This is a genomic window from Chitinophaga sp. HK235 (genome assembly GCF_018255755.1).
Lineage (GTDB): Bacteria > Bacteroidota > Bacteroidia > Chitinophagales > Chitinophagaceae > Chitinophaga.
The window spans coordinates 6,519,442-6,532,046 of sequence record NZ_CP073766.1 but is presented as its reverse complement, the minus strand read 5'-3'; the positions used below and the strand labels follow the sequence as shown (position 1 = coordinate 6,532,046).

8 protein-coding genes are annotated in these 12,605 nt (G+C 45.8%); 3 read left to right on the top strand and 5 right to left on the bottom strand.

Annotation, left to right across the window (positions count from 1 at the left end; all coding sequences use genetic code 11):
• Positions 1 to 14 precede the first annotated feature (14 nt).
• Positions 15 to 1,343, top strand: a complete 1,329-nt coding sequence (locus tag KD145_RS24825; protein ID WP_212002527.1) for a UDP-N-acetylglucosamine 2-epimerase — start codon at positions 15 to 17, stop codon at positions 1,341 to 1,343.
• A 98-nt stretch (positions 1,344 to 1,441) separates the two neighbouring features.
• Here KD145_RS24825 and KD145_RS24820 read toward each other — a convergent pair whose 3' ends face one another.
• Positions 1,442 to 4,261 (bottom strand): pre-peptidase C-terminal domain-containing protein, encoded by a 2,820-nt coding sequence (locus KD145_RS24820; RefSeq protein ID WP_212002526.1) that lies wholly within the window; start codon positions 4,259 to 4,261, stop codon positions 1,442 to 1,444.
• Between the two features lie 324 nt (positions 4,262 to 4,585).
• On the opposite strand from KD145_RS24820, the gene KD145_RS24815 reads away from it, so the two are divergent.
• Complete coding sequence (locus KD145_RS24815; RefSeq protein WP_212002525.1) at positions 4,586 to 5,086, top strand: hypothetical protein; 501 nt, start codon at positions 4,586 to 4,588, stop codon at positions 5,084 to 5,086.
• Positions 5,087 to 5,139: 53 nt separating this feature from the next.
• Here KD145_RS24815 and KD145_RS24810 read toward each other — a convergent pair whose 3' ends face one another.
• The 4 genes from KD145_RS24810 to KD145_RS24795 form a co-directional block, all read right to left on the bottom strand.
• Positions 5,140 to 6,342 carry a Ca2+-dependent phosphoinositide-specific phospholipase C gene (locus tag KD145_RS24810; RefSeq protein WP_212002524.1) on the bottom strand — a complete coding sequence of 401 codons (1,203 nt, stop codon included), beginning with the start codon at positions 6,340 to 6,342 and terminating at the stop codon, positions 5,140 to 5,142.
• An 18-nt stretch (positions 6,343 to 6,360) separates the two neighbouring features.
• A complete protein-coding gene (locus KD145_RS24805; protein WP_212002523.1) occupies positions 6,361 to 9,153 on the bottom strand; it encodes a TonB-dependent receptor in 2,793 nt (930 codons plus the stop codon).
• Positions 9,154 to 9,325: 172 nt separating this feature from the next.
• Complete coding sequence (locus KD145_RS24800; protein ID WP_212002522.1) at positions 9,326 to 10,549, bottom strand: helix-turn-helix domain-containing protein; 1,224 nt, start codon at positions 10,547 to 10,549, stop codon at positions 9,326 to 9,328.
• Positions 10,550 to 10,639: 90 nt separating this feature from the next.
• A complete protein-coding gene (locus KD145_RS24795; RefSeq protein ID WP_212002521.1) occupies positions 10,640 to 11,809 on the bottom strand; it encodes an MFS transporter in 1,170 nt (389 codons plus the stop codon).
• A 167-nt stretch (positions 11,810 to 11,976) separates the two neighbouring features.
• Here KD145_RS24795 and KD145_RS24790 point away from each other — a divergent pair, with 167 nt between their 5' ends.
• A complete protein-coding gene (locus KD145_RS24790; RefSeq protein ID WP_212002520.1) occupies positions 11,977 to 12,336 on the top strand; it encodes a helix-turn-helix domain-containing protein in 360 nt (119 codons plus the stop codon).
• Positions 12,337 to 12,605: the final 269 nt, after the last annotated feature.

The following is a 12,605-nucleotide window of genomic DNA, read 5'->3' as shown; positions in this document are numbered from 1 at the left end:
AGCTTATCAGTATTATGAAATACACATTACAAAATCCAGGCTGCGCAGGCATGATGGAGGCTGCCATTGAAAAAGCGATGGACCTGAAGCGTCCCCTGTATCTTCCCATCATTGCCACCAAACCCTGCTTCATCAAAATGGCAAGTCTGATACAGTCAATGACTCAGCATGATCTACCTTTCCTGCTGGTAAACAGTAACCAGCATTATGATCAACTGCTGACAGCCCAGATTGACGAACTTGGTTATAAACAACAGATTGGTGCTAATTTATATTCCAATGGCCGTGATTTTAATGAACGGATCATCACGATGTGCCAATCTGTAACAGACTTCCTGAGTGTACTCGCAACATATACGGAAAAGCCTGACATCATTCCGGTGGTATCAGGAGATACCTTTTCCGCGGGCATACTGCCACAATTGTTTTATTTCTCGGCGGGGGCACGGAGTGTTCATGTAGAAGCAGGGTTACGCTCCTATGGCCCGGCAGACAAAGACAGATGGCAGGATGGTAACGTTCTTTATCAGGCCGGATGGGACTGGACCCGGTATGTAAATGATCCTTTCCCGGAAGGAATGGACTCCAGGCTTGCCAGCATCAGTTCTGAATTACTGCTTGCTCCGGTGAAGAGAAATATGGACAATCTGCTGTATGAAGGATATGTTGCAGAAAATATTATGGTGACAGGATCATTGAGCAGTGATGCAGTTGAACTAATGAAAAAATATACGCATACAGAAGATTTTCTGGATCGTTATCCTTTTTTATCAGGAAAAAAATGGCTCCGGGTAGACCTGCATCGCCGGGAAAACCTTATTCCCGACAGGCTGATAGCCGTGCTCAGCGGCATCGCCAGACTAAGCGGGGAAGGGATGAATATATTGCTGGTAAAATCCAATGCGATGATGGCCGCCATTCATCAGTTCGGGCTGGAAGAACAGCTCAGGCTTACCGAACAGGCAGGCGTCAAAATATGTGAATTATGGCCTTCCTATCTTGATGTTATATCGTTTATGCTTTCTGACTATTGCCTGGGGCTTTATACAGACAGTGGAGGACTGCAGGAAGAAGCACATATACTCCGTGTTCCCTGTCTTACCTTACGATATTCAACAGACCGTCCTGAAACCATCCTGGATGCCGGCGGCAACCTGTTACTTCCTCCGGTTTCGGAAAAATTCATCTGCCACAACACCCTTAATGCCTTTGACAACACTTCCCGCTGGGCTCATCAGGACACTGACAATATTTATGGAAACAAGGTGGCTGATTTAATCGTTGAGAAATTAAAGCACTACACTCCCCAATATAATGCGGCCAGGAGAATGCTCACCTATTAACCCAGGGCTGAAGCCCTGGGCTATTATAGATGATAATTATGGCTGAAGCCCTGAACTAATTTGTGGGAATTATATTAGCCCAGGGCTTTAGCGCTGGATTATCGTTGTAAAATAAATTTCTGTGAATGTAATCTGCTGGTGGAAACAATATAAGTACCATCTTTCAATGAAGCCGGCAAACGTATTTCCAGGCGGTTGAAACCATTTACAACACGATGTTGCTGGTTGTAAACGATTTTACCATTGATATCGGTAATGATCACCTGTTGTTGCATGTCATGCTGACTGTTCAGTTCCAGATATACCACATCCCTTACCGGTACAGGATAAAGGCGGATGTTTCCATGGAGGTCTTTAGCTGCCACATCACCGGGTTTATCGCTCTTAGCCGCAACAGGAGCCTGTTTGGGAGAGCTGCCGATATTAGCGGCCAGTTTATAACACTGGGTAGTGCTGGATGCACCGCTGTAGCCATATACCTGTATATAATAGGTACCTACTGTACCGACGTTATAAACAATCCTTTCGTTGGTAGTACCGGAGTTTTGTGATATGCCCAGTTGTGTACCATTGGCATCATACAATACCACATCGTAATCAGCCGGGAGATTGGTCAGCAGCACTTCTATATACGGCTGGGCGGCAGTGTTGGTAAACTTATACCAGTCCTTATCCGTTGAAGAAGATATCTGTGCTGAGATCACAGTATTAACGGGTATGGTAGCAGCAGCAGTGCGTGTTTCATTCGGCTCGTATGCTTCTGTACAGGCAGTTACCGGTGTAGCGGTAACATTGAGCAGATAACATTTTGTATTACTGAATGCACCGTTATAACCATATACTTTCACGTAATAGGTACCTGCTGCGGCAGCGCCGTAGGTGATTGATTCAGCGGTAGTACCACTGTTCTGGGAAATACCCAGCTGTGTGCCGGAAGCATTCAGCAGCACAAGGTCGTAGTCGCCGGCGAGGCTGTCGAGGCGGATGCTCAGATCATTGGTACCGGTAGTGGTAAACTTATAGTAATCCACATCTGTAGCGGTGGCGATCTGTGCCCGTATATTCGTTCCCGTTGCAATGGCGGCAGCAGTGGCTTGTGTATCGTTAGGCTCCAGCTGGTCGTTGCAGCCGTTCAGGTTGGTGACGCCAGCATTCAGCCGGTAGCAGATAGAGTCCGCGCGGGCTCCATTTTTTCCATATACCTGAATGTAATAGGTACCGGCAGGGCCGTTATATACAATGGATTCTGCAGTGGTGCCTGTATTTTGTGAGATGCCCAGTTGTGCGCCGCTGGCGGAGAGCAATCTGAGGTCGAAGTTGGCCAGGAGATTATCCAGTACAATATTGAGCCTGCTGGTATCAGATACCTGTATTTTAAAATAGTCTGTATCGGTGGCGGTAGCGATAGTAGCACGTATATCCGTTCCTGTTGGTATGCTGGCAGCTGTAACCAGGGTATTGTTAGGTTCGTATACGTCTGTACAGGTTGTAGGAACGGTAGTATCGCCGCAAGGATAATTGGTACCATTGAGTGACAGCACCCCTGTATTATCCGGGTCCAGCCAGGGTTTCAGCTGGTGAAGGGCATCTGTACCGTATGTCCAGCTGCGGTACACCTGTCCGTAATAATCGTATTTACTGGTGTTGGCAACTGTACAGCTGGAAGGACCACCGGATAACTGACCTACTATCTGACCTAAGTTATTGAACAAGGGAGAACCGGATGAACCACCTTCAGTAACCCCCCATGAAGTTACTGTTTGTACCCAGTTGGCCTGCCAGTGTGTATAAGGAGCGGTACCACCACCGCCATAATTGGCTCCTGTCAATGGTGCACTATAGGTAGATATCTTTTTAATATCACCTGCAGGATGATGGATACCAACACCACTGGGACTAGCTGCTGCTCCTGCGTTCCAGCCGGCATAATATACATTGTAGGAAGATGGAATAGCCTGCGTAAATTCCAGCAGCTGAAAATCGGATCCTTCTACACTACCACTTTCACCAGCACGGGCACGTTGTACGCAACCAGTAATGGTGTTGCTGGCCGGTTCATTGGCAGGGTTGGTGCAGGTGGCGGATTCATAGTTGAAATAAAAAATCCACTGGTTAAAGTCGGTCGCAGAAGCATTAGACCCGCAGTGGTTGGCGGTAAGGAAGTAAGGCTTACAATCCTTACGGGCGTTGTTGACCAGGGAACCGGAACAGAGGTAGGCGCTGGAACCCAGTTTCAACAATATTTTAGCCACCGCTCTTTTCTGATTTTGCCAGTTGGCACCTTCGGGGCAGTTTACATTCACTTCACAGGTGCCGGAAGCGCCAACGGTCTTATCTATAGAGGTCGTTCTTGATTCCGGTATTTTGTTGCTGTAGATGTTATTGACACCGGTGATGGTGAAATGGCCTTTGCCTTTTACAGCTTTAGGCTCGTAGTATTCCAGTACGCAGGTGTTTCCTTTTAGTATTTCAGTAGCAAATATGCCTGTTCCTTCGTTATTGGCGCTGGTATAACTTCCGATCAGCTGGGTGTTGTCGCCATTATAAATATACAGGCTGGCACCTTCCGGCAACAGGAAGTCTTTGTAATAGAGGGAGGTGGCCACTGCTCCCTGTACCTGTATCTTCAGGCGCCATAAACGGTCACCTCCGGGCAGGTTGGTCCAGGTACCGGAATTAGAAAGTGAGTAAGACACCGGTGCGATGACACCGATACGCAGTGGCAGTCCCTGTTTCAGGTTCTGGTCATCTTCCAGTTGCAGTTTTTGTACCGGTAACGCTGCAACCGTTTTAACATTGATATCCTGTTGTGCCAGCTTAGCAGTGAAGCTGTAAGGTTTTCCGCCCTTGCTTACCTGGGCTTTGAGGAGAGGAGAGGTTAGCAAAACCCCTAATAAAATGAATAGTGCTTTCTTCATAAGGATTTTAATTTGGGTGATGAAATTGTGGGTTAAAAAAAGGCATAGTTATAGTACACCTGCCGGTGATGCAGGTAATAACAAACGGACTATACAGACAAACAATACCTTATGGCTATAGGTCTATCAGGATAAGTATTGATTCAGACTTATACGTGCGGGGAAATAGTTCATACAGATGAGGACCGGGGCACAGAATCCCACATTATTCAACAGAAAAGGTTCACGTGTAAAGTTTTATCATAAGATATGATTTTGTCTTTTCTAAAGTTAACTGATGCCACTGCAGCAGCGCAAGCAATGAGAATTATAAAATAACAATACATGCACGAACAGAAATTTTTATGCAGCATATTATCTTATACCCTTATCGATTTCAGGGTACAAGCAATAGAAAACCATGATGATATGGTATACAGGTTATCGCACCTCTTTCATAATGTACCGTTTCAATTATTAGAGGAAGACAGGACTGCGGCAGGATATGCCTGGGTATTGGAAACGGGCGGAGAATGGTTGGAAGATAAAAAAGAGAAGTTCCTCCAACAGTTTCCCAACCTGGCTCCTGAAGAAAACAAAAGAGAATACCTCGCCTTTCTTTTACAAGCCGCCTTCACTGACCTCGAAATACACGGGAAATCCACTGGCAACAAACCCCTATACTGGTTGTGCCATTTATTACATGACGTACCTGTCCAACTGTTACATCCCGACACCGCAGCCAAAGAATGTAAAAACCTGGAAGAAAAATTTAAGGAACTTAAAGTTGAAAAATGGTTAGAAAACAGAAAACGTGAATATAACGAATGGTATAACGAATCATAAATAATAAAGCCGCATAAATCCATTGATTTATGCGGCTTTATTATAGAATATAATTACTTGTTAACCGGATTAGCTCTGGCCTCTCCTCCACCGGGCAGGTTCACAAAATAAGGTGTACCATATCCGTTGCCTTTACGGAAAAAATCCGTTGAAATGATCTGGGCACCGCTTTCAAAAGCTGCGTCAGCCCTGGTATGATCATTTACTTTCGCTTCATACGTTTCAATATCCGCGCGTGTTCTCACCAGAAAGCCCTGTTGCACATACTGCTGTATCTCTTTTTTGCGAACAATAGCATTGTCCAGCAGGAAGAAGGCTGCATAAGTATCCTGCGGGAGTGACTGCATAAACATGATACGGCCTTCCAGATTAGGTTTGTTTTTGGCGTAGTCAGAAACCAGGTTCATACCCGCTGTGGAAGGCAGCAGCAGAAAAATGAATTTGCCGCTGGCAGCTTTTATAGTAGGCCAGTTGCGGGCCAGTACTGCTTCACGCAGCGTAGGGAATTTGCCCCGTACATCATCCGGCGTGATCAGCTTGTCGCGGCCCAGTACACTCACTACTTCCTGGTCCAGCTCATCAAAGGCTTTTTCATCGAAGGGCAATACCTGTGCGGAATTGGGGAAAAGAGGAAGACCTTTGTCTTTCGCTTCTATCATCACATAAATGGGGAAATGATCAGGATGTGCATCAGACCAGGACTTCATCGCAGACAATGCACCTTTGAAGGTGGTGTAATGGGTACGGAAATCAATATCGGCCATGTGCAACACTTTAAAGCCGGGTTTGTCCAGGTCTTTGGTTTCAAATGGAGCCAGCTGCTCATATCCTTTCTTACGCAACTCCCGGTACGATGCGGGATCATTAAAACGGTTACCGGTAGGATCGTAATGCACATCTATCTCCAGACTGCGTACGCCTGCATCCAGCTGCACATCAAAGGGAGGATGGTTATATTTTAATCCCTCACTCATCTTCATCTCATTCGGATGAAATTCATGGAAAGCCGCCGCCTGTTCCTTAGACATACCTGCAAAATAGCCTTTCGCCATTTTTTCCAGAATAGGATCAATATAAGCCAGCACTGCAGAGTCAACGGGCCGTGCATAGCTGTTGTGCGTACCCAGTACCTGCACCTGATTTATTTTAAGCGCATCCAGCTGCGCAGAAGTTTTTTTGGAAGATTGGGCGAAACCAGCCACGGCTGCAGAGGAGAGCAGTACAGCAGCCAACGCTCTGTTAATAATTGTATGCATAATGAATGTTTTTTATGATTAGAAGATTTTTACATTGACGCCTATCTGGCCTCTGATGGAATACCATTCTGCCTGTTCCACCCGGTCGAAGGTGCCATGATAATAGCGTACCGGCGCATTGGTGATGTTGTTCAGCTCCAGGAATGTCCTGATTTTAGGAGTGATCGCGTAAGAAGCAGAAAAGTCTACGGTGAAGTTCTGGGCATACCAGCGGTAATGATCAGGACCTGCAGCCTGGCGGATCACATCCAGATATTTTCCTTTGTAGTTGCCGGCAACCCTGGCCATGAACTTACGGTACTCATATATCACTGATGCATTGAAGATATGTTTGGCCTGTTTGGGTATCGCACTTTCATCTTCTGTTTTCTCAGTGCCGGTAAAACGGGGGATCTTCACTCTGGAATCGGTATAGGTATAATTGGCATCTATACCAAATCCTTTCCAGAAGCCGGGGAGACCAGTAAATCTTTTTACAAAACCCGCTTCAAAACCGGCCAACCATGCATGTTGCAGGTTTTCAGGCTCACTGACCATGTATTGTATGCCACCCACCATTTCGGAAGACTGATTGGTATAGATAAGATCCGTCAGTTTTTTATAGAAGGCGCCGAAGTTGACCATGCCTATTCCACCGAAATAATGTTCAGCCATCAGGTCGAAGTTATTGGCGAAAGTAGGTTTCAGATTGGCGTTGCCTCTGCTGATGGTTTTGTTGACATCATCCTGTGTGGTGCCGGGGTTCAGGTTATTGAAATCGGCGCGGGCAAAGCTGCGGGTATAGGCCAGGCGGATAATATCTTTATCGGTCAGGTTATACTTCAGATGCAGCATAGGCAAAAAGGCATTGTAGCTGTTGTCTTGTGTAAGCGCTGTGACCTGCTTGGTGCTGGTGCTCACTTTACTACCGTTGAAAGTAACCTTGTTGTATTCGTTACGGATACCACCTGTCAGTGTTAACTTATCCGATGCTTTGTATTCGCCCATAACGTATAAGGCATACACGTTTTCCACACCGGTAAAATATTTGGTAGCACCGGATATATTGGTAGCGGAGTCCACCTGGTAAGGAAACAACTTATTATTACTGATACCTTCAGGTGTTACCAGTGTTTTCAGCTGACTGAGCGGCATCTGGTCGATGATCACATTGTTGTAAGGCGAACCTATTTCGGTCAGGAAACCACCGTTGTAAGGGAATGGCTCGCTGCCAAAACCGGCCATGGTAGGCGCAGCGCCCTGAATACCCGCCAGATAAATATTGTATGGTGTCTGCACCACTTTATCCTTATGAATAAATTTACCACCGAATTTCAGATGAAGCTTATTGTCTGGTGTATATTTTAAGTTAAAGCCGAAACGTTTGTTTTCTTCCCAGTTGGTGCTGCGCACCATAATTACCTGAGATAGTTTCATGGAAGTGCTGCTGATAGGTGTGGATGGTGATAAATGAGGCAATACCGCATCAATCACATCTCCTTTGCCATCCGGAGCATCCATGGCCAGGTATTTTTTTCCATCGGCAGCCAGCCCTTCATAAGTGGTGGCCTGCTGGAAGACAGCCATCGGATAATAACCGGGATCTTTAAACCGGAATTTAGATTTATCCAGACTGGCAGCCCAGTCCAGACTTACTTTAGGAGAGAGGACGGACTGTCCACTCAGTTCTCCGGAATACAGACTGGTGAGGTAATTGGAAGCCCTGGAGGTAATGGTTGCATTTTTGGCGTTGAAATAAAAATAGGTTTCTCGTACCATCTGTCCATCCAGGAAGTCACTGTAAATACCTTTGAACTGGACTTTATGCCTGTCATTGAATTTATATTCCAGGCCTGCGTTTAAGCCAGTGGTTCTGCGGTGCGCGATATAGTCCCGCAGCTGCAGGTCTGTAATGGAATAGGACTGTTTACGATCAGGGTTGGTAAAATCATAATTCATATTATAACGGTCCTGGGCCGAGGTACGGTCCCATATCACGCCGGAAAGCACAAAACCCAGTTTGCCCTTCATCAGTCTGTCTCCATAAACAACAGAAGCATTATAGGAACCTTTACGGGCCTGGTCTCCATATCCACCTGCAGCGTTGATCCTGAGTGTACGGGACATGGGGGCTGCTTTGGTAATAAAATTAATGGAGCCTCCAATGGCATCTCCTTCTATATCCGGCGTGATCGCTTTAGACAGCTGTACATATTCTATGAGTTCAGAAGGAAAGATATCCATTTGAATGCGGCGGTCTGTATAGTCCAGACTGGCGGTAGGCAAGCGGTTGCCGTTGAGCAAGGTGGCGCTCCATTGGATAGGCGTACCACGAACAGATACATAACGTCCTTCGCCCTGGTCTCTTTCGATGGACACGCCCTGTATACGTTGCACCGCTTCGGCAGCATTACGATCGGGCAGTTTACCGATGGCATCAGCGGCCAGTACTTCCATAATGCCTTGTGCGTTCTTTTTAATGCTGATGGCGCGCACCTGCGATCCGGCGGAAGCTCCCTTTACCACTACCTCTCCCAGTACATCGCTGGCTGGCTCCATCAGTATCGCCCCCAATTGATTGATGCCAGGTTTTACATCCACTTCCATCGTTTTGACGGCAAACCCAACATAATTGATTTTAAGCGTTACTTTTCCCGTTTTCCTGACAACAATATCAAAAGCCCCCGAAAGATCGGTCTGTGTCCCTGTTCCATCAATGATAATAGTGGCGGCAGGCAACGGTCCTTCTTTGGATAAAATGCTCCCCCTGATCTGCTGTGCTGTACAGAAAACAGGCAGGAGTAAAATCAATAACAAAAGCCGGCTACTCATGAGCGAATTATTTTTTCCGCAAAGTTGATCCGGCCTGCTAAAGAAGTCGTCCTTCTGGATAAATCCGTACGACCGTGTCGGTCAGAGAGGACTACATCGATTTCTATTCACTGAAAGTCAATCAGTTAATTTATATTACCATATTGTTAAGAGCCGCAAAAAAACGCAGATACTAAGCGTTATTGATAGAGATGTTCGTGAACCGGGGAACGGTATTCGTACTTTTCAGATAAGCTGAAGGTGTACTACCGGTTACTTTTTTGAAGTATTGATTAAAAGATGATTTGGAATGAAAGCCTGCTTCGAAAGCCAGGGAGAGGATGTTGGGCGTAACCTTATTTTCCCGGTGTTCATCAATCAACCTCACCACTTCCCTGATTCTGTATTCATTAATAAACTGATAAAAAGACTGGCCCAGGTACTGGTTGAGGGTTTCAGAAAGGTGATGTCTGGATATTTCCATAGTAGCCGCCAGTTTGTCTAAAGTCAGTTCGGGGTCTTTATAGAGGTCCTTTCCCTCCATCCAGCGTTTGATATCTCTGGCAATAACCGATTGCTGATCGGGAGACAACAGTAATTTCCGGTGCTGGCTGGGAGGCTCCTGCATGGCTGTTTCCGGCGCTTCCATGTCTTCCATTTCTGTAAAGGGAGTGGGTTCGTCGATCACTGTTGCCAACACCTCCCGGGCTGTTTCCAAAATCGGCACCTGAGTATCTGTATAAATCAGGGATAATATTTTAAGCCTTCCAATAGCCAGGCAAACACTCAGCAGGCAGAGGTAGGTTACTATCCTGCCCCATAAATGGCTGTCCAGTATCAACCGGGAAGTATCAGGCAGCATATTGTTGATCATCAGCCCCGCCGAGAACAAAGACATGATCAAAGATACAATGCCCATAAACAGGATCAATTTTCGCTCCGACTGCCAGAAAAACGGTATATGACGAGATTCTACCAGTAATAAAATCCCATATATGATGCTGGAAATTACAGAAGCATAGCCTACAGCTTTATTATAAAGGATAATAACCGGAGGTGTTGCGCCGTCATGCGCTATCACATAACCAGCGATGCTGAAATATACGACTGCCGCCATCAACGCCGGCAGGAAAAGCAAACGGAACTTCTTTTTTATATGCTGATACCGGCCGGAGAGCTGCGCTGCATAGGTCCAGAACAAGGGTGTATATATCAGGCTGATAAAAGTGTAAAACTGTTTGTGGATTTCCGCATTCGGAAAAAGAACATGCAGCAGAAAAGCGCTGCCCAGATGAATAAATACCCACATCAAAAACCAGCTTAATATCTTATCAGCCGATGTTTTTTTATGATTGATAATGAAAATACTAAATACCACCAATGCCTGGAAAGCCCCTAAAAGAATAATATACTTCATTGAATGACTCTTTTGCGGGTGTGAAACTACATAACCAGTGTTAAGAAATTATTATTTGCAGCCACACTCGCATAGAGAATAAAAGATATATCATACAGGCGTTCCCGTTGTTTCCCGCTTCCGCAAAAGCTTTTCACGCAACAGGAGTATCAGCAACGCCGCTATTAAACAGATTATACTGGACCATACCACCTCATGAATACCAAATGTTGAAATCCAATACCCGCCGAGTAAAGAGCCAGCTGTGACGGCAAAGTTTCCACAGGAAGTAAAGATGCTGTTAATAAATTCCGGAGCGTTATCTGCTGCGGCTGTTACATTGATATTACTGATCAGAAAACCGCCGGCATGTATCAGTCCCCAGATCCCTACTACCAAAACAGCCGGCATCAGGAAGCTTCCAAGGTAGTATAAAAGCAGATGGCTCAACGTTAACAGGAGAATAAAAACAAGCGTCGTCTGATAAGGGAAACGTCCCATGTATTTACCTGCCAGCCTGTTGCCTGCAACACCCATTATGCCAAATAAGAGCAGCATCCCGCTGATAGCTTTTCCATTCATTCCGGAAACGGTCTTCAGAAAATCAGCCATATATCCATAGGTGGCATACATGGCGGTGATCATCATAAAAGCCAGTAATACATTTACCCATAGCCGACCGTTTTTCAGCATTTCCTTTGCGGGAAAGGCCGTAGCCCTGTCCCCCGCCCCTATCGGAGGCAGCCAGCACAGGATGCCCAGCATAGCGATCAGATTGATCAACGCGGATAATAGAAATGAAGTCTGCCAGTTGAACACGTTGGACACCAACGTGGCTAAAGGCACGCCCAGTACTGTTGCAATAGTCAGGCCCGAAAATACAATACTCACCGCCCTCGACGCATCACGTGTACCGGCACTTTTCGCAGCCACCGACAACGCTACCGACCAGTAAACCGGATGAAAACAAGCCGGCAGCATCCTGATGAACAACAGCCAGTGAAAATCTTTTACCAGTGCAGATAATACATTCGTTATTGCAAAAATCAACAAGGAAAATACCATCACCTTCTTCCGGTCAAAAGACGAGAGGGCTATGATGATAAAAGGGCCAGAGAGCGCAACCACGATCGCAAATGCACTCAGCAAAAGCCCCGCCTTATCCATGCTGACCGCAAATGCAGATGCGATTTCAGGCAGGATACCGATTACGCCAAATTCTGTGGTAGTGATCCCGAAAATGCCCAGCGCCAATACGAATAGGGTTCGATTTTTTTTCATGCTAAATAATTTTTCCGGCTGCAAATTTGGGATAGTCGCTGGCTAAAAAGGGTATACTTACCCATTAGTGATATACTTACAAAAAGGAAAGTATGTGTCAACGGCAGAGGATCGTATATTGCCGCTCAGTATGGAAGGGAAGCCGTGCAGAATAAAAAAATAATGTTATGCCTGAATTTTTTCATGATAAAAGACTGTACTATACACCTATCGAATTTGCGTTGAGCCATATCGGTGGTACCTGGAAAATGCCGATACTGTGGCGGCTGCAGGAAAGTCCGCAACGTTTCAGTGAACTAAAAAAAGATATTCCTCATATTACAGACAAAATGCTGACCTCACAGCTCAGAGAGCTGGAAGCCAAAGGGCTGGTGAGCAGAACAGTATACCCGGTAGTACCGCCAAGAGTGGAATACAGCCTGACAGAAAAAGGCCGTAAAGCCATCCCTGTCATCGAAACGATCATGAAATACGGATTTTCATTAATTCAGGAGGCCGGGATTGAATATCCTCCCCGGAAGCAATAATACCTGCATCGTTTTTTATAAATCCATTTATATTGCAGTTACATCCTGGCAATATGAATTCGATGACCGGGTGGTTTTTCTGACCAGTGCCATTTTAAGCGGATTTCAAAAAATTTACAGGCCAAAGCCTTTCTATATAAAGAACTGGTGAAGCGTAAAAAATAGACCAAACCTTATCATTCACGCTATTTTTAAGTGATGACGATGTGAGCTTACTGGTATGAGTGATTTTCTGAAGCTGGCTGCCATCGGGCTTTTGCTGAAATCAA